Source organism: Corynebacterium sp. HMSC073B01, assembly GCF_001838255.1.
Classification (GTDB): Bacteria; Actinomycetota; Actinomycetes; order Mycobacteriales; family Mycobacteriaceae; genus Corynebacterium; species Corynebacterium jeikeium_D.
The window spans coordinates 27819-50375 of the sequence record NZ_KV836177.1 but is presented as its reverse complement, the minus strand read 5'-3'; the positions used below and the strand labels follow the sequence as shown (position 1 = coordinate 50375).

Sequence of the window (22557 nt, the reverse complement as noted above, 5' to 3'; positions counted from 1 at the left end):
GATGGTGCAGGTTTCAGTGATGGGTGCGGGCTCGTGGGGCACGACGCTCGCCAAGGTTTTTGCTGATGCGGGCAATCCTGTACGGCTGTGGTCGCGACGTGCGGAGCAGGCACAGCGTATTCAGATCAGCCGCGAAAACCACGACTACCTGCCTGGTCTGGGGCTGCCGCGCAACATCGAAGCCACCTCGGATGCAGAGGCCGCGCTGAAGGGCGCGGATGTGGTGGTGCTGGGCGTGCCCTCGCAGACTTTGCGTGACAACCTCAAGGTCTGGAAGGACTTCATCGGGCCGGAGACGATTCTGCTCAGCCTTGCTAAGGGTGTGGAGCGCGAGACACATCTGCGCATGAGTGAGGTCATTGCGGAGGTCACAGACCTGCCAGCAGAGCGTATTGCGGTGCTGTCCGGCCCGAACCTCGCCCGCGAGGTTGCGATGGAGCAGCCAGCGGCAACGGTGATTGCTTGCGCCGATGAGAACAACGCCAAGATGATTCAGGCGGCAGTTGCCACTAATTACTTCCGCCCGTACACCAACACCGATGTGATCGGCTGCGAAATCGGCGGTGCCTGCAAGAACGTCATTGCGTTGGCCTGCGGTATGGCCGCTGGTCAAGGATTGGGTGAGAACACGCTGGCAACCATTATCACCCGTGGCTTGGCGGAAATCACGCGTCTGGGCGACGCGGTTGGTGCAGAAGATAAGACTTTCGCGGGATTGGCGGGCCTCGGTGACTTGGTGGCCACTTGTTCCTCGCCGCTGTCGCGTAACCGCACCTTCGGTGACCGTCTCGGTCGCGGTGACACGATGGAGCAGGCGCAGCACGCTACGCGCGGTCAGGTGGCTGAGGGTGTGATTTCTTCAATCTCGGTCCGTGACCTCGCTCGTCGCAATGGCGTGGAAATGCCAATTACTGAGGCCGTTTACGCCGTCTGCCACGAAGGCGCGAAGGTCGATGAGACAATTCGCAAGCTGATGGGGCGAAGCCGCAAGTCGGAGTAACCACTTCAACGAGGTCGGGGCTAAACTAAGTCACCATGACTTCGTCGAATAGCTCGTCTGCAGATCGCATTTCCGTCGCCGTCATCTACGGTGGCGCAAGCCCTGAGCACAGCGTCTCCTGTGTCTCGGCCGGCGCAATTATGGATCACCTGGATGAGGACCGCTTCCGAGTGGTTCCCATTGGTATTACCAAGGATGGTGTCTGGACCGTCGGGACGCGTGAGACGGATACGCTGCGCACGCAGGGGCGTACGATGCCTGAGGTCATCCCGGGCGAGGAGGTTGCGCTGAGCACCTCGCCGTCACGCCGCGGTGAATTCCGCTTCGTCACCGGTGATCGCGCCGGCGAGGTTTTCGACACCGTCGACGTCATCTTCCCTGTTCTCCACGGTCCGCACGGCGAGGATGGCACAATCCAGGGGCTCTTTGAGCTTTCCGGCATTGCTTACGTCGGCCCGGGCGTGCTCGCTTCCGCGGCGGGTATGGATAAGGAACGCACGAAGAATCTCCTGCAGGCAGCGGGGCTTCCTATCGGCAAGCAGGTCGTTTTGCACGTTGGCGAGTCGCTTTCCGACGAGGACAAGGAGACCCTTGGCCTGCCGGTGTTCGTCAAACCTGCCCGTGGCGGATCGTCGATTGGTATCTCCCGCGTCGATGATTGGGCGAATCTGGATGCGGCGGTAGAGCTGGCCCGAGAGCATGACTGGAAGGTCATCGTAGAGGCCGGTGTAGACGGTGCCGAGGTGGAGATTGGCGTGTTGCAGCGCGCTGACGGCAGCCTGCAGGTATCGGTTCCGTCCTTGCTGCGTGGCACGGAGGACTCCGACGAGGGCTTCTACGGTTTTGAGACCAAGTACTTGGATGACATCGTTTCGGCGCAGATTCCGGCTGAGCTGCCAGAGGATGTTTTGAAGGCGCTGGAGAAGGATGCTCGTCGGGCGTTCAGGGCACTGGGCTCTGATGGTCTGACTCGCGTGGACTTCTTTGTCACGGATAATGGCCCGATTATCAATGAGGTCAACACCATGCCGGGTTTCACCCCGATTTCGATGTACCCGCAGATGTTTGCGGCCTCAGGTGTTGCCTACGAGGAGCTGCTCAGCGCCCTGATTGAGCGCGCGCTGGTAGCTCGTCGATAAAAGCTGGTTCTTACTTCTCTTCGCTCGGCGAGATGTTCTCCAGGTTGTCAGCGATGACCGAGGAGAGCACCGGCATCAGAGAGCTGGCCTCCGACATTGGCATTTCAACGGCGACGAAGCGTTCACGCCCCATGGCGTACCAGGTGGCGGAGGTACCGGAGGACAGCGTTGGTTCGTTGAACCAGACAATGTCACCAACCTGTGTTAGCTGCTGCGTGGTGGTGCTGTAGCCAGCCGGCTCGTCGACACCACAGCGCAGCACCACCGGATCGGCTGGGGTACCGCCCCAAATGACCATGTCCTTCGGCATGTCAGCCGGCATTTCCGCTGCGCTCAGACGGTGACGGTTGCCGAGATCGCGGGGGAGGGCAGCTTCCAAGCCGCTACAGCGCTTATCAGCTTCCGGAGCTGCCAATTCTGCCAGCGGGACACCGCCGCGCTCCGGTTTGTTCTTGTACTCGGAATCCGGGCGCAGCGCCTCGGCGAGATCACGCAGTGCGTCGTCCGCCTTTGCATTTCCTTCGGCGGTAATCGCAACCACTGGCTCACGGCCGACGGTGAACCAAGTCGCCAAAGATTCGTCGGTACTGTCGACAACGCGCAGCCACGAAATGCCCTTGACCTCTTCGGTCTTGGCCAGTTCGTTGTACTGGCTAGGTACGTTCGCGCCACAGCGCAGCGTGATGCGGTCTTGTTCCAAGTTTCGGTACACAGCGGCACCTTCTGGAGCCGGCTCTGCAATTTCGGCGCGAACCAGACCTGCGGCGCGTTCTGGCAGTCGGTCGAGCAGTTCCGCACACTCAGGCGAGTCATTGGCGGGGAGCTCCGGGTTGGAAATCGCGACTGGTTTCGCCGCCTGACTATCCTGGTAAATCTTTGCGGCAAAAATGATGCCGAGGATAGAGATAATGGAGATAGCGAGTGCGATGCCCGCGCGTGTCCGGCTACCCTTGGACTGAACTGTTTCTCCCGATGGGGGTGCGTCTACCATGGGCCTGATTCTACGTTGTCCGGTACCAACTCCAATTGGTTGGGGGCAATGCCGAGACGGGTTCCGTTATTAACGGTTAACCATCGACTATTAGGAATGTGACTCGACACTGTGACTGAATTGACCATTGGCGATATTGGCGAGTTTGGGGTCATTGAGGCTATTCGGGCTATCGCCCCGTCGGCACGCAATGGCGACGATGCCGCCGTCTTGACGCAGACAACCCCCAACGCCCGCTTTGTCACCTCCACTGACATGCTGGTGGAAGGGTGCCACTTCCGCCTGGACTGGTCGACACCTCAGCAAGTTGGAGCTAAGGCCGCGGTACAGAATTTCGCCGACATCGAATCGATGGGTGCACGTCCAACGGCAATGCTTTTCGCCATCTCAGCACCGTTGCATACTCCGGTGAGTGTGGTCACCGGTATCGCCGAGGGGTTGTGGCAGGAAGGCAAGCAATGTCCCGCGGAGCTCGTCGGTGGTGACATGGTCAGCGGAGATTCTCTGGTGATTTCCATCACTGCGATGGGCGAACTCGGTGGGCTGGGGCGGCCGCTGCTGCGCTCAGCGGCACGCGCGGGGGATACGGTGATTGCGTCGGGGCGCATCGGCTACTCTGCAGCGGGCCTTGCGCTGCTGCAGCACTGCGGAAGCCCGGCAAAGGTTCCAAGTGAGTTTGCGCAGCTGGTGGCAGCACACTGTACGCCCGAATTTGAATACCGCAGGGGGGCCACGGCGCGAGCCACAGGAGTGCGTTCACTGACGGACAATTCCGATGGACTGGTGGTGGATCTCCGCGCTATTGCGCAGGCCTCCAGGGTTACTTTGGAAGTTGACAGCAGTGCGATTGCGCCCGATGAGTTGCAGATTGCCGCTGGCGAATACCTCGCCGTCGATCCATGGGAGTGGGTGCTCACCGGCGGGGAGGACCACACACTGATTGGTTCGACACCGGGGGAGCCTCCGACGGGATTCCGCGCTATCGGCACGGTGTCGAAGGAAAAGTTCGATTCGGTGCTTATCGACGGCAAACCCCCTGCCCGCGATGCCGGTTGGGTTTCCTTTTAAGAGTTCGACGAGGTTTTGAGAAGAAAGGCTGCATGACATGGATCCGTTGCCGGTCGAAGAAGGGTGGCAGAAAGCGCTGGAGCCAGTGGCCGATGATATCCACCGGATGGGGCAGTTCCTGCGCGAGGAAAACGCGGCCGGCTACGGCTACCTGCCCGCGGGCACCGATGTGCTGCGCGCCTTCACTTACCCATTCGATGAGGTCAAGGTGCTCATCATCGGCCAGGACCCGTATCCGACCCCGGGGCACGCGATGGGGCTCAGCTTCTCGGTCCAACCGGATGTGAAGCCGGTGCCGCGGTCGTTGGCGAATATTTTTAAGGAGTACTCCTCCGACCTGGGGCTCCCGACTCCCTCCAACGGTGACCTCACTCCGTGGAGTAGGCAGGGCGTAGCTCTGTTCAACCGTGTGCTGACCGTGCGCCCGGGTGCTGCTGCCTCGCACCGCGGTAAGGGCTGGGAGGCAATCACGGAGCATGCCATCAAAGCATTGGTCGCTCGGGACAAGCCTCTCGTGGCAATTCTGTGGGGACGCGATGCGCAGAGTTTGCAGCGTTGGCTCCCGGGCGTGGACTGCATCTGTTCGCCGCACCCGTCACCGCTGTCGGCATCCCGTGGGTTCTTCGGGTCGCGCCCGTTCAGCCGGGCCAATGAGTCGCTGATTCGTCAGGGAGCTACCCCTATCGACTGGACGCTAGAATAGGAATTCATGTCTTCGCAGATTGGTTCTGCCGCGATTGTCGGCTGGGTTGCCCGGGGTATTGATGCGCTTCAATCCCGCCGCGATGAGATCAACAGTCTCAATGTCTTCCCAGTACCGGATTCCGATACCGGGTCGAATATGCTCGCGACGTTGAGTTCGGCGTATGAGGAAGCGCAAAAGGCAGACGCTTCCGATGTTCGCGCAGTCACCGCGGCTCTGGCTGCCGGTGCGGTGCGTGGGGCCCGCGGTAATTCGGGTACTGTGCTCTCGCAGGTTTTTCGCGCGGTGGCTGAGGCAGCTTCCGGTAGTGGCATTGGCGTTGAGTCGGTGCAGCACTCGCTAAAGTTAGCTGTGCAACATGTCTCTCAGGCGATTGCCAATCCGGTGGAGGGCACGATTCTGACAGTCCTGCGTCACGTCGCGATTGCCGCGGAGGAATTTGAGGGCGACTCGATTGAGGAGCTCGCCGACACGATCGCGGATGCCGCTCGCGATGCGCTGGCGAAAACCCCCAGCCAGCTCCCGGCACTGCAGCAGGCGGGTGTGGTCGACGCCGGCGGCGCGGGGTTAGTCATTCTGCTCGACGCGCTTGCCGACGAAGTCAGCGGCCGCGCAGCCGCGCCGGTCGATTTGCATGTCGACGCGCCACACCTAGCCACCGTTGAGATGGAGGTCATGTACCTGATTTCCTTGGCGGATACCCAGGCGGTGGAGACACTGCGAGAGCGGTTAAACCCGCTGGGAAACTCGCTCATCATCGCAGGTGACGCTGGTAATGCGGAGACCGCACAGTACATGGTGCATATCCACACAGTGGAGCCGGGCGCAGTTATCGAGGCGGCACTTGACTTCGGTCGTCCGGAGGGCATCCGCATCGAGGTGCTCGATGAACCGGAGACAACACCTGAGTCCACTCGCATCCTCATTGCGGTAGTGCCGGACGGTCCGCTGAAAGATCTCATCACTTCCTCTGGAGCGATTGCTATCAGCCCGACCTCCGCTCCGACTCCCACATCCACTCCAACAAATCGCGCAGCCATCGCCGACCAGGAGTTCGCTGACAATGTGGTCACCAAGGCACTGACTGCCATGCGGGGTGCGGATGAGGTAATTCTGCTGCCAAATGGTCTAGTCAGCGACCAGGAATTGGCGGATATCGAATTCGCTGCTGCCGCGGCTAATCCGACACTCGCGGTAGTTTCTACAGACTCCATTCCGGCTGGCCTCGCGGCCTTGGCCGTGCATTCGGCTGAGCTGCCGCTGGCGGTTGCTGCGTACGCGATGGGCGAGGCTGCCAATGGCACGCGAACGGCTGTAATCGCTGCGGACGTCGATAAGCCTTTGACTGACGCGCTCACAGAGACCGTCTCAGACCTGTTGGCTGGCGGCGGGGAACTAGTGACTCTGCTGCTCGGGCGCGGAGCTGAGGACGTGGACATAGAGCAAGTGCGGGCGCGGCTGGACAAGCCTGTGGAGGTCGTAGCCTATGATGCAACTGGCATCGATGAGCCGGTGCAGATAGGAATCGAGTAGCACGATGCTCGGATGGCTCGGCTCGGATTACGCGCGCACGCCCCTGAATATTGTGGTGGGGCCAAAGATTGCGAAGAAACTCCACACAGCCTTCGGTATGGAGACCGTTTCGGATGCACTGACGAATTTCCCAAAACGCTACGTGGCGCAGGGTAAGAGCTTAGATGTGTCATTTTCCGACATTGGCGACACCATCACCACAGTCGTGGAGGTGCACAGTATTTCGCCAGCGCCTGCCTTCGCCGACCGACGCAAGCCACTGAAAATCTATGTCAGTGACGGCGTGCGCATTCTTCCGGCCGCGATTTTCGGTGCCGAGTGGCTGCGCAATATGCTGCACCCGGGTGTGCGTCTGCTCATTGTTGGCACGCTCAGCGAGTTCCGCAATGAGCTGCAGCTGAAAAATGTTGACTGCATGGTGCTCAAAGCCGATGGTTCGGTAGGCGCAGCCACTGGCAAGCTGGCCACACTGACGAAAACGGCCAAGGGGATTGCGGAGATGCAGCGGCTTCTCACTCGCCCTTACCTGCCCATTTACCGTGGCCGCAAAGGAGTAGCGGGTATTCACCTGGCTCTGTTCATGCAGCGCATCCTCGAATGGTTACCGCTGCAGCCAGACCCGTTGCCCGCCACACCGGAGGGACTTACCGATTTCGACTCCGCACTGCGTGGCGCACACTTTCCCTCCATCGCGGGCCCCGACATTGCGCTCACCCGGCTGAAGTACGACGAAGCGCTTGAGCTCCAACTCGCCGTTGGTGCACGCAAACGCACTCAAGCGAGCCTCACCTCTCCGGCCTGCATGGAAGTCGCCGGGGGACTTCGCGACGAGCTACGCCGGGGGTTGCCGTTTTCGCTTACCGACGGTCAGGTCGCGGTCGCAGCCGATATCGCGCAGGATATAGCGAGGTCTAACCCGATGAACCGCCTGCTAGCAGGTGAAGTCGGCTCGGGTAAGACCGTGGTGGCCCTACTGGGAATGCTGCAAGCAGTCGATTCCAGCAGGCAGTGCGCGATGCTGGCGCCGACGGAAGTCCTGGCCCAACAGCACTACCGATCGCTGACAGCGATGCTGGAGCAAGCCGGAGTAGCAGTGACTGTACGACTGTTGACGGGATCGATGTCGACGAAGGAGCGCCGGGCAACCCTGTTGGAGGCAGTCAACGGGGAGGCTGACATTGTCGTCGGCACGCATGCCCTGCTCAGTGAGGGCGTGGAGTTCTTCGATCTCGGGCTGGTGGTCGTCGATGAGCAGCACCGCTTTGGTGTGCGCCAGCGCGATCAGCTGCGAAGCAGGGGACGGGGTGGAATGACACCGCATCTGTTGGTGATGTCGGCAACCCCGATTCCGCGCACGGTAGCGATGACCATTTTTGGCGACCTCGCAGTTTCGCAGTTGACGGAATTGCCACGGGGACGTCAGGAAATCCAATCCTTTGTCGTACCGACGCTGGAGAAACCCCGCTGGGAGGCACGAACCTGGGAGCGCATTGGGGAAGAAGTGGCCAAGGGCAACCGCGCCTTCATTGTCTGTCCCCGCATTACCCGCGATGAGGAACAGTTCCTCGACGAGTCCGTGGAGGCGGTGTTCGACCGAGCGAGGAAAAAACTGCCCGGTGTACGTATCAGTCAGTTGCACGGCAATATGGCACCGGAGGACAAAGACCGCGTGATGCAGGCCTTTGCCACAGGACAGCTGGATGTGCTGGTGTCCACCACAGTTATCGAAGTCGGCGTGGATGTACCAGAGGCCACGATCATGATGATTCGCCGCGCCGAGAGCTACGGTATCTCGCAGATTCACCAGCTGCGCGGTCGTGTCGGCCGTGGTGACCGTGGTGGCCTGTGCTTCCTATGTACACACACGCATTCGCAGACACCGGAGCGCACCCGGCTGGACCGCATTGCCGCCACCACCGACGGCATTCAACTGGCGGAGCTGGACCTGGCCACGCGTAGTTTCGGCGATCTGCTCGGCGATGACCAATCGGGACTGGCAACCGGCCTCGGCCTGGTGGACCTCACCACCGACGGCGAAATCATCGAGCGCACCCGACATGATGCCATGGCTCTTCTCGATGTTGATGAGAGGCTTGTGGGAGAGCTTATCTCCGATATCGATGAAGAGCAGTCGAACTACTTGGACCGCTCCTAGTAAGACCAAAGTAGACTGTTGGGCATGGTAGATGTCTGTGCACCTTTTGCAGGAGTAGTCCGCTGGGAGGTCGCCGAGAAAGACTCGGTGACGACCGGTCAGGTTATTGCGGTCGTGGAGGCCGTCAAGCTAGAAGCGCCGGTTTTAGCGCCCTGCCCGGGTACGGTCGCGGAGGTGGCGGCAGATCAATTTGTGGATGTCGAAGGTGGTCAGCTGCTGGCACGAATCACGCCAGCAACTCACAGCACGATGGCACAGAACAACGGCAACGAGAACACATCGCACGAAGGGAAGTAGATGACCCGCATTATTGCAGGTGAGGCGCGCGGTCGCAGACTAGTCGCACCCAAGGGAGAGACCACTCGGCCAACCAGTGACCGCGCGAAAGAAGCCATCTTTTCATCCTGGTCCACACGCTTTGGGTTAGAGGGAACTCGCGTTCTCGACTTGTTCGCGGGCTCAGGTGCGCTCGGTTTGGAAGCGGCTTCCCGTGGCGCGCGTTCCGTCGTGTTGGTGGAAAACGATCCGAACGCCATTGCCGCTATTGAAAAGAACATTCGCACCGTGGGGCATCCTGATGTGGCCGTGTCTCCGATGAAAGTGTCGTCGTACCTTGCGGGCGCGCCGGGCGAGCCTTTTGACCGCGTTATTGCGGATCCGCCCTATGAGCTGGCGGGGGAGGCCGTTACAGAGATGCTGGAGGCGCTGCGCAGTTTCCTCGCGCCGGGCGCGGTCGTGACTGTGGAGCGTCACCGCGATGACGAGGAGACGCAGTGGCCCGAGGGCTACGAACAGCTCCAGCAGAAGCTGAAGCGTCGCATTCACGGTTTGGCGCGCTTCGACACCGCTATCTACAACGCTTAACGTTCTTCTTTACGCTTTACGACGGCCAAAGGTGGTTTGACCTCTATGACTCACGCATGCTGCCCCGGTTCCTACGATCCCATGACCTCTGGTCACCTCGATGTGATTGAGCGTGCCGCGCGCCAATTCGATCAGGTGACCGTGCTGGTTACCCACAACCCGAATAAGCAGGGCATGTTCAACGTCGAAGAGCGCATGGACCTCATTCGGCAGTGCACGCAGCACTTGGACAATGTGCAGGTGGACTCCTGGTCGAAGCTGTTGGTTGACTACACCTCCGCGCAGGGTATCACCTGCCTGGTCAAGGGTCTGCGCTCGGCGGCGGACTACGAGTACGAGGCGCCCATGGCGCAGATGAATCGGCGCATGACGGGCATTGAGACTCTCTTTGTGGAAGCTGATCCGAAGTACGGTCATGTGTCGTCGACACTGATGAAGGAAGTTGTTCGCTACGGCGGTTCGGTGGAAGGGCTAGTTCCTGAGCCTGTCTTGCACGCCCTGCAGCGCCGACTGAAGTAGCATGTAAGTCATGTTTCGCGTCTTCGAATCTCTTGATGAACTGGTCCAGATCCTAGAAGAGGCACACGGCGTGCCACTGTCGGCCAATTGTATGGTTCCGCGTCAGCGTGTTCTCGAGTTGCTCGATGAGCTGAGGGATGCTTTCCCGGCTGAGCTCGATGACGCGCAGGATGTCTTGGACCAGCGGGATGAGATTATCAACGATGCTGAAGCCCGGGCGAACAACACCATTTCGACTGCGGATGAAGAAGCCCATCGCATTGTCGACGAGGCCGAGGCCCGCGCTAACCACACCGTCGAGGATGCCAATGCCCACGCAGCTGGCACCGTCGCGGCCGCTGAGGACGACGCCCGTCGCCTCCGCGAGGATGCTCAGCACGAGTACGACAGCATTGTGGATCGTGCTTCTGCCGAGTCCGATCGCCTGATTCACGCTGGTAACGAATCCTACGAGCGTTCCGTTGCGGAAGGCCGCGAGGAGCAGGCTCGCCTGGTCGCTGAGTCAACGGTCGTCCGCGAAGCCAACGACGAGGCGAATCGTCTGCTTTCCGACGCACACGCGGATTCCTCTCGCCTCCGTGAAGAGTGTGACCGCTACGTTGATTCCAAGCTCGCCGAGTTTGAACAGACTCTCCAGGAGACCCTGCGTAATGTCGGTCGCAATCGCTCGGTACTGCGTTCGGGGGCCGGTGCCGTCGGCGGTGGTGCAGGGGCACAGAGCGCGCCGTCTTCCTTCTCCGAGGGGCAGGAACGCCGCCGGTACGAGCGTTAGCGCATCTTCGGGGTAGACTGAGGTCTATCATGACTGACTCATCCCCATTTGTTCTGGACGTTTCGACATGTCTGCAGGGCGGCATGCCCGAGCAGTTCCGCAAGGTAGGCGATAGCCCCGTCCGCGTTGGTGTCGAGATGATTGGCATCGCCGCTGGCGAGGAGGTTGTCGTTGACGGCATTGTCACGAACCTCGGCAGTGGTGTCATGGTTGACGCGACTGTGACTGCCAAGGCTACCGGTGAGTGCGTGCGCTGCCTAGCCCCGCTGAATCCGGAGCTCAGCTTCCATATTTCGGCTGTCTTTTCCAACAACGAGGACTTCATCACAGGCGACGGTGCCGAGGAAGAAGACCTTGAGGACGAAGTTGGTCAGATCGTCGACAATACGGTGGATTTCACTCAAGCCGTCATCGATGAGGCGGGCTTGAATCTGCCTTTCAATCCGACCTGTCTGGATTTCGATTCCAGCTGTGCTGAGTCGGACTCGGAAGTGCCGGAACCAGACGGCATCTCGGGTGAAGAGGAGCGTATTGATCCGCGTTGGGCTGGCCTGGCGGAAAAGTTTGGCTCGCTCGGGGACGATAAGTAATCGACGACGACTTAGACGAAGACTTTAAAGGAGATATAACGGATGAGCCGCAAGCGTCGGCTAACCGGTGAAGCGGCTAGAAAGGCGGCCTTTGAGGCCGTCGATCACGCCCCGCTGCTGGAAAAACTCGGTGTTGAACTACCAGAGGAGTCCCTGAAGCTCGCTCTGACCCACCGCAGTTTCGCAAATGAAAATGGCATGCTGACCAATAACGAGCGTCTAGAGTTCCTGGGCGACGCCGTGCTGGGCATGTGCGTTGCTGAAGAACTCTACCGTCGCTTCCCGGACCGCGCTGAGCAGGATATTTCCAAGATGCGCGCAGGTGTAGTGAACATGTACGCGCTGGCTGACCTGGCCCGCAGTATCGGATTGGGGGAGCACATTCTCCTCGGTCGCGGTGAGAAGGCCACCGGTGGTGCGGATAAGCACTCAATTCTCGCTGACACCACCGAGGCGCTGCTGGGTGCCATTTACCTGCAGCATGGCTTTGAGGTTGCCCGCGAGACCGTTCTTCGACTGTTTAACCAGATGATTGACGATGCCCCGACGGAGTCTCGCGGTCGTGACTGGAAGACGCTGTTGCAGGAGCGCCTGGCAGCCAAGCAACTACCGGCTGCTGAGTACACTGTGCGCACCACCGGCCCCGACCATGACCTAACCTTCTACGTTGACGTGCTGGTTGACGGCGTGGTTAAGGGCAGCGGTACCGGCGCCACGAAGAAGGAAGCCGAGATGCACGCCGCGCATCAGGCGCATACTGCACTGGCATAATGCCCGAGCTTCCTGAAGTCGAGTCCGTACGCCGCGGTCTCGACGCTTACGTCGTCGGTGGCCGCATCGAGGACACTTTCGTCTACAACGCTCGTGCCGTGCGGCGCCAACCCGGTGGTGCCGCAGAGTTTATCGGTCGTACGCGCGGGCGTACGGTTATCGCTACGGATCGCCGCGGCAAGTTCATGTGGCTCACGCTTGACGACGACTCCGCAATTGCCATCCACCTGGGTATGAGCGGCCAATTGCGTGTGGAAGCTCCGTACACGCCCGATACGCTGCCCGGACGCCACACCAGGGCCGCATTTGACATAGCCCTGCCGGACGGCGCTCGGCACCTTATCAACTTCAACGATCAGCGCACCTTTGGTTGGGTCTGGGCCTGTGAAATGGTCGAATACCACGGTCGCTTTGTTCCGGAACCCGCAGCCAAGATCGCGCCCGATCTATTGGAGCCAACTGTCGATGTGGTTGCACTTGCACACCGCATGATGAAGTCGCGTTCGCCAATCAAGGCCGTATTGCTCAATCAGAACATCGTGTCCGGCATCGGCAACATTTATGCCGACGAAATGCTTTGGGCGGCGAAGGTTGATGGTCGCGTGCCGGCGTGCGACCTTTCGGTCCGTCGATTAGCGAAACTTCTGCGGAAGGGCCAAGCGGTACTTCAGCGGGCGCTAGCGGCCGGCGGCACGAGCTTTGACGCACTATATGTACATGTCAACGGCGAAAGTGGCTATTTCGAGCGGAGCTTGAACGCCTATGGCCAAGCGGGGGAGCCGTGCTCGAGGTGTGGGCGCGCAATTGTACGTCTGCCATTTGGGAATAGATCGAGTTATCTGTGTCCCACCTGTCAGCGCTAGAATTTCCTTATGAGCTTCATGGAACAAGCGACCGATTGGGTCAACGCCTGGAATGACAAGTACTGGCTGTTCATGATTCTGCTACTCAGCGGTGCAGGCCTGTACTTCTGTTGGCGGACCATTGTGGTGCAGCTCCGTTACATCCCGGAGATGTTCAAGGCAATTACCGAAAAGCCGTCTGACATCTCCGAGGGGGTCAAGGGCATCTCGGCCTTTAAGGCCTTCACAATCTCTGCTGCCTCGCGTGTCGGTACCGGTAACGTCGCAGGTGTGGCGGTGGCAATCACTACGGGTGGGCCAGGTGCCGTGTTTTGGATGTGGCTACTCGCTGCGATTGGCGGTGCTACCAGCTTCGTGGAGTCAACGCTGGCGCAGCTGTACAAGGTGCGGGATAAGGACTCTTACCGAGGAGGGCCCGCGTACTACATCACCAAGGGGCTGGGAGAGAACTGGCGCTGGATGGCGTCGCTGTTCGTCATCGCGATCACGGTGACCTACGGTTTTGTGTTCAATGCGGTGCAGTCCAACTCAATCACGGCGGCTGTGGCTGAGTCGACTGGTCAGGAAACGCCGATCTTTAAATTCTGCGTCGGCATTGTGCTGGCAATCTTGGCCGGCGTCATCATCTTCGGTGGTGTGCAGCGTATTTCGGCGGTGACACAGATCATCGTGCCGATTATGGCCGTGGCTTACATTATCCTCGGCCTGATTGTCTTGGCTCTCAACATCACCGAGGTGCCGGGCATGATCAAGCTGATTTTTGAGCACGCCTTCGGTATCCGTGAGATCGCTGGTGCCGCTGTCGGTACTGCCATGATGCAGGGTATTCGCCGTGGTCTGTTCTCCAACGAGGCCGGTATGGGTTCCACACCAAATGCGGCGGCTACGGCGTCGGTGTCGCACCCGGTCAAACAGGGCCTAATCCAGACGATGGGTGTCTACTTCGACACCTGGGTCGTCTGTACCATCACCGCAGTTATCATCCTGTTGTCCGATCCGACCTTCGGCGGCGATGCGGAGGGCACCGCGTTGACTCAGGCTGCGCTGTCGGCGCAGGTGGGTACGTGGGCCATCCACGCGGTCACGGTTATCATCTTCTTCCTCGCGTTCTCCTCGCTGGTGGGTAACTACTACTACGCCGAGGCGAATATCCCGTTCCTGTCAAAGAGCAAGGCTGTCTTGAACACCGTGCGCGTCCTGGTTATCCTGTGCGTGATTGGCGGAGCTGTCGGTTCCGTGCCGCTAGTCTGGTCGCTTGCAGATACGTTCTCCGCACTCATGGCCACCATCAATATCATCGCGATTCTGCCGCTAGGCGGTGTCGCAGTCGCCCTGTTGAAGAACTATTCCGAGCAGAAGGCCAAGGGACTTAATCCAGTATTCCACCGCGATGATCTGCCTAACCTCCGCGGTCACGACAAGATCGAGTGCTGGGATGGTTCCGACCCGATGACGGTGCGTGAGTCCGATGCCGCTTAACGACGTCCGCCTCACCGCATGGGTACACGGACGCGTTCAAGGTGTCGGTTTTCGCTGGTACACCCGCGCGACGGCACTGGAGTTGGGGTTGGTCGGTTATGCCCAGAACTACCCGGATGGTCGGGTGTTAGTTGTTGCTGAAGGGCAACGGGCAGACTGTGAGAGTTTGCTCGCTTGGCTTGAGGGGCCGAATACTCCGGGCGATGTGACGGCAGTGGTGCCGTTATGGCAGGAACCGAAGGGTGCATTGAGCACGTTTGACCGTCGTTAAGGGGTGCCAACTGCCTTCCTCCCCCCCCCATGTCGGTGTAGGAATCCGAAAAATTCGAAAACGTTCTATCCCTCGCTCTGCGTCATTGTTTTTACGCAGTTAGCGGGGGATTTTTTCGTGTCTTGAGGTAGTCGATTGGGACGCTGAAGAGGTCTTAGAGCGCTGAAAAACTACGCAAGTGAGAAAAAGAATACGCAAATACGGAGGAAAAGTGATTTAAGTTAATAACTACCTACTGACAGACAGGGGAGGCACATATGACGCCTGAAGAAGTAATTGCACAGTCTGGAAACTCAGCGTGGATGCTGATTTCGGCTTCGTTGGTTTTGCTGATGACACCGGCGCTCGCGCTGTTCTATGGCGGCATGTCGCGACAGAAGTCGGTGCTCAACATGATGATGATGAGCTTTGGTGCTGTCGGCGTTGTCGGTGCCATTTACGTGCTGTGGGGCTGGTCGATGTCCTACGGATCGCAGTCGATCGGTGGTGTTTTTGCCAACCCATTCGAGTTCTTCGGTCTGCGTAACTCAATCACGGATGGCGACGGCAACTACATTGCGAGTGCGAACGGTTACCCAAACATCATCGACATTGGGTTCCAGCTCACGTTCTGCTCGATTTCTGTAGCGCTGATCTCTGGGGCGCTGGCCGAACGCGTGAAGTTCTCCACCTGGTTGATTTTCGTCGGTTTCTGGACAACGCTGGTGTACTTCCCAATGGCCTTCATGGTCTGGGGCGGTGGTCTGCTGAGCCACTCTGCAGAGAGCCTTTCGGCAAAGCTGTTTGGGACCGCTGACGGTGAAGCATTGATCGCTCCAATTGACTTCGCTGGCGGTACGGTTGTGCACATTGCTGCTGGTACCGCCGCTTTGGTGCTGGCGATTATCGTCGGCAAGCGCAAGTCTATCGATGGCAGCCAGCATCGCCCGCACAACCTGCCACTCGTCATGCTCGGTGCTGCACTGCTGTGGTTCGGCTGGTTTGGCTTCAACGGCGGTTCGGCATTTGCTGCCGACGGTGTCGCTGGTCTGGCATGGCTGAATACGACGGTGGCAGCGTGCGTGGGGATGCTCGGCTGGATTTCACTCGAGCGTATTCGTGATGGACATCCCACCTCGCTGGGCGCCGCTTCGGGTGTCATCGCAGGGCTTGTGACTATTACTCCGGCCGCAGGAGATATGAACCCAGTGACGTCAATCATTCTGGGCTATATCGGCGGTGCGCTGGCTTGCTGGGGCGTTGGCTTAAAGTACAAGTTCAACTTCGATGACTCCCTGGATGTGGTTGGTCTACATCTGGTTGCAGCTATGTGGGGAACGATTGGTGTTGGCCTGCTGGCTAATGATCGCGGACTGCTTACCGGTGGTGGCATCGACGGCCTGAAATTGTTTGCCATCCAGATCATTATTGCTGTCATCGCGACGGTGTTCTCAGGCGTGCTGACGTACATCATTGCCCGAGTCCTGAAGGCAACTGTCGGTTGGCGTATCCACGGCGAGCAGGAACATTCTGGTATTGACGTCGCTCAGCACGGTGAGTCGGCCTACACGTCGGCCAAGCAGGCGGCTGTGTAAACGGCGCCGTGTAAACAAGGCTGTGTAAATGAGTGAGTGCTTGGGGTAATTCAGCTCCAAACCGTAACTACGGGTAAGATATTGCCCCATGTATTTGAAATCGCTGACTCTGAAGGGCTTTAAATCCTTCGCTTCGGCGACGACGATGAAATTTGAGCCCGGCATCTGCGCAGTTGTCGGCCCGAACGGATCCGGAAAGTCGAATGTCGTCGATGCCCTCGCGTGGGTTATGGGTGAGCATTCCGCCAAGACCCTCCGTGGCGGCAAAATGGAAGATGTCATCTTTGCGGGTACCTCCGGGCGAAAGCCCTTGGGGCGCGCGGAGGTTACTCTTACCATCGACAATTCCGATGGGGCACTTCCCATTCAATATAAGGAAGTCTCTGTCACGCGTCGCATGTACCGCGACGGCGCAAGTGAGTACGAAATCAACGGTTCTCGCGTCCGCCTCATGGATGTCCAAGAGCTCCTCAGCGACACCGGTATTGGCCGCGAGATGCACATCATCGTCGGCCAGGGCCGGCTTTCGCAGATTCTGGAGTCGCGGCCAGAGGAGCGTCGTGCGTTTATCGAAGAAGCAGCGGGTGTGCTCAAGCACCGCCGCCGCAAGGAGAAAGCGCAGCGCAAACTCCAGTCGATGCAGGCTAACCTCGACCGTCTGCAGGATCTGACAGGTGAGCTTTCCCGTCAGCTCAAACCGCTGAAGCGTCAGGCTGAGGCCGCCTCTCGCGCCCAGACTGTGCAGGCGGACCTGCGCGACGCCAAGTTGCGCCTGGCCGCTGCGGATTTTGTGGATTTGCAGGACAGCCTCAATGACATTGCTGGTCAAGCCAAGCTCATTGAGGAAAAGGTGGAGGCCGCCACTGAGCGAGCCGAGATTGCCGCTGAGCGCACTGCAGAGCTTGAAGCGGAACTGGAAGACATCACTCCAGCAGCTGATGCTGCCCGAGATTTGTGGTTCCGTCTCTCCGCACTCGGTGAGCGTATTCAAGCGACGGCCCGCATCGCCGCCGATCGTGCGGCCGACCACTCCGTCGCGCCGTGGGTAGGCCCAGACCCGGACTTCCTGGAGCAGCGGGCCGACGACGCCGCGACCGAAGAAGCCACGCTTGCTGAGGCTGAGGCAGAGGCCCGCGAGAAACTGGAGGAAATTCGCGAAACGCTCTTCGACGCCGAGGAGACTTTCCGTGAAGCCGAAGCGGAGCACCTCGCGGCCGTTCGCGCAATCGCCGACCGTCGCGAAGGCGTGGTTCGTCTCATTTCCGCAGAAGAATCTCTGCGCACCCGCTTGGAAGCCGCCGAAGCCGAAGCTGCACGCCTTGCCGAGCAAACCAATGAGGCCGACGAACGCCGTGCCGATGCCACCGAAGCCGTGGAAAACGCCGCGCAGGAGCTAGCCGAGGCAGAATTCGAAGGTCCCGAGCTGCAGAGTGCTTATGAACAGGCCAACCGAGAAGCAGAGCTGGCCTCTACACGGTTGAAAGAACTCCGCGCTGACGAGCGCGACCTTGAACGCAGCGTCTCAGGTCTGTCCGCCCGCATCGAAGCTCTGGAGACCGCCCGCACCGCCGCTGCCAACGACGGCACCGCGTGGCTACGTGAAAAACACGAACTCGGCGTTCTCTCTGAAGTCATCGATGTCGACGCTGGCTGGGAAAAAGCGCTCACTGCCGCCCTCGGCGCGGCCGCCGAAGCACTGGTCAGCGAGGGCAGTGGAGATTCGCTTATCGACGAGCTGGTGGCCACGGGCAAGGGCAGTGCCGTTGTTATCAATTCTGCGGATGCATCCGACTCCTGGCGCTTGGACATCACTCTGCCCGCACAGGCATCCTGGCTGCTCGATCATGTGACAGTGCCGGCGGAGCTTTCGGGTTCGTTGACCTCTCTGCTCGTTGATGTCGTGGCCTGCGACGACGAGCACGTTGCCCGTGAGTTAGTGTCGCAGGATACTCGACTGCGCGTTGTTGACCGCGATGGTGTGCTGCGTGGCTCTGGTTGGGTAGCTGGCGGTGCTGGTGGCACTGCATCAGGTGTGGAAATCGCCGCCGACATTGCTAAGACTCGCGAAGAACTAGCAGAAGCACAGGTGCGTTTGAGTGACCTCGGTGGTGTGCTCTCCGGTGCACAGGCCGAAGAAGAGGACCGCCGCACGGACGCGGCGGCCGCCCGTGCTGCGTTGCGTGAACATCAGAGTCGTATGAAGGTCCTCACGGATGCCCGAACTCGGGCCACAGCGCAGCTGTCCGGCGTGGTGCATGATGCCGAACGTGCTGAGCAGCGCGGAGCCGAAGCCGCGGACCGAGTAACGAAGCTCCAGAAGGAGTTGGCGGAGGTCGCAGACCGCTTGGCACGCGTTGACCGTGACCCCGAGGAGGGGGAACCGTCGACAAGCGAACGTGATCGGGCCTCGGAGGCGCTGACGGCTGTGCGCGCCATGGAAACAGAGGCGCGTCTGTCGCTGCGTACGGCAGAGGAGCGACTGTCGAGTGTACGAGGCAAGGCCGAGCGGCTCCGTCGCCAGGCTGCATCGGAGCGCGTAGCGAAGGCCCGCCATGAGCAGGCGCAGATGGCGAAGGTTGCCCAGCGCGAATTGGCAGAAGTTGTCGCGGAGCTGGCTGAGGATTTGCATGCGAAGGTCAACGTGTCGTTGGCGCGGGCAGAGGCCGATCGCGACGATGCCGAGGCGCAGAAGAAGACAGTGTCGCAGGCACTATCAGCGGCCCGGACGGAGGCAAATACGGCGCAACGTGAGCTGGCACAGCTAACGGATTCCGCGCACCAGGGCGACATCGCCCGTGCGCAGGCGCAGGTCCGCGTGACCGAGGCTGCAGAGCGCATCGTCGACCAGTTGGGGCTGTCTGTCGATGACCTGCTCGCGGACTTTGCTCCTGATGAGAACTTCGACCGCGCAGCCGTGACGAAGCAGCTCAAACAGGCGGAGAAGGATCTGCGTGTGCTCGGCCGCGTCAACCCGTTGGCGCTGGAGGAGTATAAGGCGATGGAGGAGCGCTACTCTTTCCTATCCACGCAGCTCGATGATGTCCTCAAGGCCCGCCAGGACCTCACCGATGTTGTCGAGGAAGTCGATGCCACGATCCTGCAGCTCTTCACAGACGCGTGGAACGATGTCGAGGCAGAATTCCCCGCGGTCTTTCAAACGCTTTTCCCGGGCGGCGACGGACGACTGGTTCTCACTGAGCCGGACAACCTTCTCACGACAGGTATCGAGGTTGAAGCCCGCCCGCCGGGCAAAAAGGTTAAGCGGCTGTCGTTGCTCTCCGGCGGCGAGAAGTCGCTGACGGCGCTGGCAATGCTCGTCGCTATTTTCCGCGCGCGCCCGAGTCCCTTTTACGTACTCGACGAGGTTGAAGCCGCGCTTGACGACGTTAACCTGCGTCGCCTTATTGCGCTGCTCGAGGAACTCCGCGCGACCAGTCAGCTGATTGTCATTACGCACCAGAAGCCAACAATGGACGTTGCGAATGTGCTCTACGGCGTGACCATGCGGGGCGATGGTGTGACTCGAGTAATCTCGCAGCGAATGTCACCGGCATCCGCAACTCCGTCGACAGGAGCGGAGTAAGCGCGGAGTAAGTGAGGAAGAGTCGTTGATACTGCATAATGAGAGTTATGACTCCAACTCAGTGGATACTCCTTGTCGTCGCGATTGTCGTTATTATCGCGCTGCTCTTTGTTGTGGGCTATGTCCGCAGGAAGAACCAGCGCATTTCCTTTGCGAAGGAAGATACTAAGGAACTCACCCAGCAGGAGAAGTCTGGAAATTACCAGGCCACTAGTGGTTTTAACTTCGCTCCGGCCGGTGGTGGGACTGATACCCGCGAGAAGCAGCCGGTTGAAAAACCGATGCCGAAACCGGCGGAAAAGCCGATTGAAAAGCAGGCCCCGGAGCCAGAGGAAAAGCAGGCTGATATACCTGCCGATCAGCCGGACGGTTCACTGCTGAAACCAGAAGGTCGACTGGTTATTCCGGATAACCCCACCGAAATGGAGGGGGATTATGACCGCGTAATGCGGGAAATCCCAATCGATTTGCCAACGGCCGGGGAAGAGGAATCAGAGCCCGAGCCGGAACCACAACCAGAGCCCGAAGCAGAGCCTGAGGTAGAGGTAGTTCCTGCTCCTGAACCGGAGCTGGAGCCGGAGCCGACTCCCGAACCAGAACCGACGCCAGAGCCGGAGCCGGAAGCTGCGCCGGAGCCGACGCCAGAGCCAGAAGCAGAACAGCAGATTGACTCCATCGACCCGGCTGAGGGACGTCTGGGCCGCCTGCGCGGTCGTCTGTCACGGTCGCAGAATGCAATTGGCCAGTCTGTGCTCGGCATCTTGGGCGCGGGTGACCTTGATGAGGACGCGTGGGAAGAGGTTGAAGACATCCTGGTTATGGCTGACCTCGGTGCGGCTGCGACGCAGCGTGTCGTCGATAAGCTGCGCGAGCGTATTGCCAGCCAGAAGGTGAGCACGGAAGAGCAAGTGCGCGCCCTGCTGCGTGAGGTGTTGATTGAGGAGTGCAAGCCTGAGATGGACCGCTCCATCCGCGCACTTCCGCACGAGGGCAAGCCCGCAGTGATTCTGGTAGTCGGTGTCAACGGCACAGGTAAGACCACGACGACGGGCAAGCTGGCTCGTGTACTGGTCGCCGGTGGCCACCGTGTTGTTCTCGGCGCAGCGGATACCTTCCGTGCTGCTGCAGCCGACCAGCTGGAGACCTGGGGGCGACGCGTTGGCGCGGAGACCGTTCGCGGCGCTGAAGGCGCCGATCCTGCTTCTATTGCATTTGAGGCAGTTGCTCACGGTATCGAGTCCGGCGCTGATGTGGTGCTCATCGACACCGCCGGCCGCCTGCACACCAAGGTCGGTCTGATGGACCAACTGGACAAGATTAAGCGCGTGGTGGAGAAGAAGGCTCAGGTTGACGAAGTCATCCTGGTTTTGGACGCGACGGTTGGCCAAAATGGTCTACTGCAAGCTCGTACGTTCCGGGATGTAGTAGACATCACCGGCGTTGCCCTGACCAAGCTGGACGGTACCGCGAAGGGCGGCATTGTATTCCAGGTGCAAAACGAGCTCGGTGTGCCGGTGAAGTTGGTTGGCCTTGGTGAAGGTGCTGACCACCTGGCGCCGTTTGAGCCGGAGAGCTTCGTAGACGCACTGCTCGGCGGCCGCAAATAGTAACTAACATCGATGAGTGAATTTTCCATCGATTGGTGAGTACAGCGTCGCCCGTTGCCCCCGGCAAAAATAAAGGCCTCGGAGCCACCGCGTAGATTTCTGTAGAGGATACGCGGGGCTCCGGGGCCTTTAATGTTGAGGTGCTAGGAATCTAGCGGAGAGTTGTGCTAGGAATCCTTAGAATTCTTGCGTGCGAGGCGGGTAGCTGCCACGCCACCGACCAAGAGTGCAAGAGCGGCACCGCCGAGGGCAGTCGCCTGAACACCAGTGACTGCTAGCCCAGTGTTCTTGGTCCCGGTTTGCTTACCGTCATTCTTAGGGGTGTCGGGCTTGTCGCCTGGATTTTCCTCCCCAGGATTCTCGTCCTCCCCGGGCTGTTCGTCACCTGGGTTTTCATCGTCGCCCGGAGCGTCATCGCCTGGGTTCTCATCGTCGCCCGGAGTTTCGTCATCGGAGGTCGGACAGTAGCCGTAGACTCCGGTTGCCGGGTCGATCTTGCTCATATCACGCGGGGAACCGTCGGGGCACGTTGCGGTGTCATCAACTCCCGGCGGAATTCCGTCATTTTCTGGGGCATCTTCATCAGGCTCCGGAGTTGGGCCGGAATCATCTGAAGTGCCACAAGCACCGTAAGCCCCGGTTGCCGGGTCAATCTTACTCATGTCACGCGGGGAACCGTCGGGACAGGTCTGGGTGTCCTCAACGCCCGGTGGAATGCCATCGTTCGATGAACCTCCTGGATCCGGATTTGCAGCGTCATCTACACACTGGAAAGTACCGCCAACATTTTCAAAATGTTGACCGGCGGGGCATTCCGACGGGGCGGGGTCAGGAATCTGTGCGGTGGCGGCGCCAACGCCGATGAGCATGCCGGCTGAAGCGGCAGCGGCCACCATGGTCGAAGAGAGCTTCTTCATTTGGAAACCTCACAATGTCTATAGGAAAGCCCTGCAATCAAAGGACTTAAGGGGGAACACTGTTCACACTTTTGATTCTAATAACTAATTACAGTCTTTGGTGGTATGGGTTTGGGAAGGGGGGGTAAAGAGAAATTGTTGACTTGTCCAAACCCCAG

The 22557-nt window shown here is 59.7% G+C and carries 20 protein-coding genes; 18 read left to right on the top strand and 2 right to left on the bottom strand.

Translation table 11 applies throughout. The features are described from left to right. Window position 1: 1 nt before the first annotated feature. Both HMPREF2849_RS08490 and HMPREF2849_RS08485 read left to right on the top strand, forming a co-directional pair. Window positions 2–1000 carry an NAD(P)H-dependent glycerol-3-phosphate dehydrogenase gene (locus HMPREF2849_RS08490; protein WP_016422532.1) on the top strand — a complete coding sequence of 333 codons (999 nt, stop codon included), beginning with the start codon at window positions 2–4 and terminating at the stop codon, window positions 998–1000. A gap of 35 nt (window positions 1001–1035) precedes the next feature. Beyond that, complete coding sequence (locus tag HMPREF2849_RS08485) at window positions 1036–2139, top strand: D-alanine--D-alanine ligase family protein (protein ID WP_070862877.1); 1104 nt, start codon at window positions 1036–1038, stop codon at window positions 2137–2139. A gap of 10 nt (window positions 2140–2149) precedes the next feature. Here the strand turns inward: HMPREF2849_RS08485 and HMPREF2849_RS08480 are convergent, their stop codons facing one another. Further along, window positions 2150–3130, bottom strand: coding sequence for a DUF3515 domain-containing protein (locus tag HMPREF2849_RS08480; protein WP_070862876.1), 981 nt, complete (start codon window positions 3128–3130; stop codon window positions 2150–2152). A gap of 111 nt (window positions 3131–3241) precedes the next feature. Between HMPREF2849_RS08480 and HMPREF2849_RS08475 the strand changes: the two genes are divergently transcribed. The 16 genes from HMPREF2849_RS08475 to ftsY all read left to right on the top strand — a co-directional run bounded on the left by HMPREF2849_RS08475 (window position 3242) and on the right by ftsY (window position 21482). Further along, window positions 3242–4198: a thiamine-phosphate kinase gene (locus HMPREF2849_RS08475; protein WP_070862875.1), complete on the top strand. Its 957-nt coding sequence runs from the start codon at window positions 3242–3244 to the stop codon at window positions 4196–4198. 37 nt (window positions 4199–4235) lie between these two features. Further along, on the top strand, window positions 4236–4901 hold the full coding sequence (locus HMPREF2849_RS08470) for a uracil-DNA glycosylase (RefSeq protein ID WP_038628617.1): 666 nt from the start codon (window positions 4236–4238) through the stop codon (window positions 4899–4901). A 6-nt stretch (window positions 4902–4907) separates the two neighbouring features. After that, the gene (locus HMPREF2849_RS08465; RefSeq protein WP_070862874.1) at window positions 4908–6434 is read left to right on the top strand and encodes a DAK2 domain-containing protein; all 1527 of its coding nucleotides are present in this window, start codon (window positions 4908–4910) and stop codon (window positions 6432–6434) included. A 4-nt stretch (window positions 6435–6438) separates the two neighbouring features. After that, complete coding sequence (locus tag HMPREF2849_RS08460; protein ID WP_070862873.1) at window positions 6439–8589, top strand: ATP-dependent DNA helicase RecG; 2151 nt, start codon at window positions 6439–6441, stop codon at window positions 8587–8589. 24 nt (window positions 8590–8613) lie between these two features. Beyond that, on the top strand, window positions 8614–8886 hold the full coding sequence (locus HMPREF2849_RS08455) for an acyl-CoA carboxylase biotin carboxyl carrier protein subunit (RefSeq protein WP_070862872.1): 273 nt from the start codon (window positions 8614–8616) through the stop codon (window positions 8884–8886). Further along, window positions 8887–9453, top strand: coding sequence for a 16S rRNA (guanine(966)-N(2))-methyltransferase RsmD (gene rsmD, locus HMPREF2849_RS08450; protein WP_048735471.1), 567 nt, complete (start codon window positions 8887–8889; stop codon window positions 9451–9453). Between the two features lie 45 nt (window positions 9454–9498). Further along, window positions 9499–9972, top strand: coding sequence for a pantetheine-phosphate adenylyltransferase (gene coaD / locus HMPREF2849_RS08445; RefSeq protein ID WP_016422540.1), 474 nt, complete (start codon window positions 9499–9501; stop codon window positions 9970–9972). A 10-nt stretch (window positions 9973–9982) separates the two neighbouring features. Next, window positions 9983–10744, top strand: a complete 762-nt coding sequence (locus tag HMPREF2849_RS08440; RefSeq protein ID WP_049171555.1) for an SPFH domain-containing protein — start codon at window positions 9983–9985, stop codon at window positions 10742–10744. Between the two features lie 29 nt (window positions 10745–10773). Next, window positions 10774–11334 (top strand): YceD family protein, encoded by a 561-nt coding sequence (locus HMPREF2849_RS08435; RefSeq protein ID WP_070856655.1) that lies wholly within the window; start codon window positions 10774–10776, stop codon window positions 11332–11334. A 42-nt stretch (window positions 11335–11376) separates the two neighbouring features. Then, the gene (rnc, locus tag HMPREF2849_RS08430) at window positions 11377–12105 is read left to right on the top strand and encodes a ribonuclease III (protein WP_038628630.1); all 729 of its coding nucleotides are present in this window, start codon (window positions 11377–11379) and stop codon (window positions 12103–12105) included. Continuing rightward, window positions 12105–12968: a bifunctional DNA-formamidopyrimidine glycosylase/DNA-(apurinic or apyrimidinic site) lyase gene (mutM, locus tag HMPREF2849_RS08425; protein ID WP_070862871.1), complete on the top strand. Its 864-nt coding sequence runs from the start codon at window positions 12105–12107 to the stop codon at window positions 12966–12968. The genes rnc and mutM overlap by 1 nt, the downstream gene beginning before the upstream one ends. An 18-nt stretch (window positions 12969–12986) precedes the next feature. Continuing rightward, complete coding sequence (locus HMPREF2849_RS08420; RefSeq protein ID WP_049181285.1) at window positions 12987–14447, top strand: alanine/glycine:cation symporter family protein; 1461 nt, start codon at window positions 12987–12989, stop codon at window positions 14445–14447. Beyond that, window positions 14437–14718, top strand: a complete 282-nt coding sequence (locus HMPREF2849_RS08415) for an acylphosphatase (RefSeq protein ID WP_070862870.1) — start codon at window positions 14437–14439, stop codon at window positions 14716–14718. Before HMPREF2849_RS08420 ends, HMPREF2849_RS08415 begins: the two co-directional genes overlap by 11 nt. Before the next feature lie 257 nt (window positions 14719–14975). After that, the gene (locus HMPREF2849_RS08410; protein WP_070862869.1) at window positions 14976–16292 is read left to right on the top strand and encodes an ammonium transporter; all 1317 of its coding nucleotides are present in this window, start codon (window positions 14976–14978) and stop codon (window positions 16290–16292) included. An 88-nt stretch (window positions 16293–16380) separates the two neighbouring features. Then, on the top strand, window positions 16381–19875 hold the full coding sequence (gene smc / locus HMPREF2849_RS08405) for a chromosome segregation protein SMC (RefSeq protein ID WP_070862868.1): 3495 nt from the start codon (window positions 16381–16383) through the stop codon (window positions 19873–19875). Between the two features lie 47 nt (window positions 19876–19922). Beyond that, window positions 19923–21482, top strand: coding sequence for a signal recognition particle-docking protein FtsY (gene ftsY / locus HMPREF2849_RS08400; protein WP_049171536.1), 1560 nt, complete (start codon window positions 19923–19925; stop codon window positions 21480–21482). 167 nt (window positions 21483–21649) lie between these two features. Here ftsY and HMPREF2849_RS08395 read toward each other — a convergent pair whose 3' ends face one another. Further along, a complete protein-coding gene (locus HMPREF2849_RS08395; RefSeq protein ID WP_048735495.1) occupies window positions 21650–22399 on the bottom strand; it encodes a hypothetical protein in 750 nt (249 codons plus the stop codon). Between the last annotated feature and the right edge of the window lie 158 nt (window positions 22400–22557).

What these genes read in the sequence shown, in the direction of transcription:
- HMPREF2849_RS08490 (WP_016422532.1), top strand. Translation starts at nt 2, where the DNA reads ATGGTGCAGGTTTCAGTGATGGGTGCGGGCTCGTGGGGCACGACGCTC.
- HMPREF2849_RS08480 (WP_070862876.1), bottom strand. Translation starts at nt 3,130, where the DNA reads ATGGTAGACGCACCCCCATCGGGAGAAACAGTTCAGTCCAAGGGTAGC.
- HMPREF2849_RS08420 (WP_049181285.1), top strand. Translation starts at nt 12,987, where the DNA reads ATGGAACAAGCGACCGATTGGGTCAACGCCTGGAATGACAAGTACTGG.
- mutM (WP_070862871.1), top strand. Translation starts at nt 12,105, where the DNA reads ATGCCCGAGCTTCCTGAAGTCGAGTCCGTACGCCGCGGTCTCGACGCT.
- rnc (WP_038628630.1), top strand. Translation starts at nt 11,377, where the DNA reads ATGAGCCGCAAGCGTCGGCTAACCGGTGAAGCGGCTAGAAAGGCGGCC.
- HMPREF2849_RS08395 (WP_048735495.1), bottom strand. Translation starts at nt 22,399, where the DNA reads ATGAAGAAGCTCTCTTCGACCATGGTGGCCGCTGCCGCTTCAGCCGGC.
- HMPREF2849_RS08455 (WP_070862872.1), top strand. Translation starts at nt 8,614, where the DNA reads ATGGTAGATGTCTGTGCACCTTTTGCAGGAGTAGTCCGCTGGGAGGTC.
- HMPREF2849_RS08465 (WP_070862874.1), top strand. Translation starts at nt 4,908, where the DNA reads ATGTCTTCGCAGATTGGTTCTGCCGCGATTGTCGGCTGGGTTGCCCGG.
- rsmD (WP_048735471.1), top strand. Translation starts at nt 8,887, where the DNA reads ATGACCCGCATTATTGCAGGTGAGGCGCGCGGTCGCAGACTAGTCGCA.
- HMPREF2849_RS08460 (WP_070862873.1), top strand. Translation starts at nt 6,439, where the DNA reads ATGCTCGGATGGCTCGGCTCGGATTACGCGCGCACGCCCCTGAATATT.
- HMPREF2849_RS08410 (WP_070862869.1), top strand. Translation starts at nt 14,976, where the DNA reads ATGACGCCTGAAGAAGTAATTGCACAGTCTGGAAACTCAGCGTGGATG.
- smc (WP_070862868.1), top strand. Translation starts at nt 16,381, where the DNA reads ATGTATTTGAAATCGCTGACTCTGAAGGGCTTTAAATCCTTCGCTTCG.
- ftsY (WP_049171536.1), top strand. Translation starts at nt 19,923, where the DNA reads ATGACTCCAACTCAGTGGATACTCCTTGTCGTCGCGATTGTCGTTATT.
- HMPREF2849_RS08435 (WP_070856655.1), top strand. Translation starts at nt 10,774, where the DNA reads ATGACTGACTCATCCCCATTTGTTCTGGACGTTTCGACATGTCTGCAG.
- HMPREF2849_RS08440 (WP_049171555.1), top strand. Translation starts at nt 9,983, where the DNA reads ATGTTTCGCGTCTTCGAATCTCTTGATGAACTGGTCCAGATCCTAGAA.
- HMPREF2849_RS08415 (WP_070862870.1), top strand. Translation starts at nt 14,437, where the DNA reads ATGCCGCTTAACGACGTCCGCCTCACCGCATGGGTACACGGACGCGTT.
- HMPREF2849_RS08485 (WP_070862877.1), top strand. Translation starts at nt 1,036, where the DNA reads ATGACTTCGTCGAATAGCTCGTCTGCAGATCGCATTTCCGTCGCCGTC.
- coaD (WP_016422540.1), top strand. Translation starts at nt 9,499, where the DNA reads ATGACTCACGCATGCTGCCCCGGTTCCTACGATCCCATGACCTCTGGT.
- HMPREF2849_RS08470 (WP_038628617.1), top strand. Translation starts at nt 4,236, where the DNA reads ATGGATCCGTTGCCGGTCGAAGAAGGGTGGCAGAAAGCGCTGGAGCCA.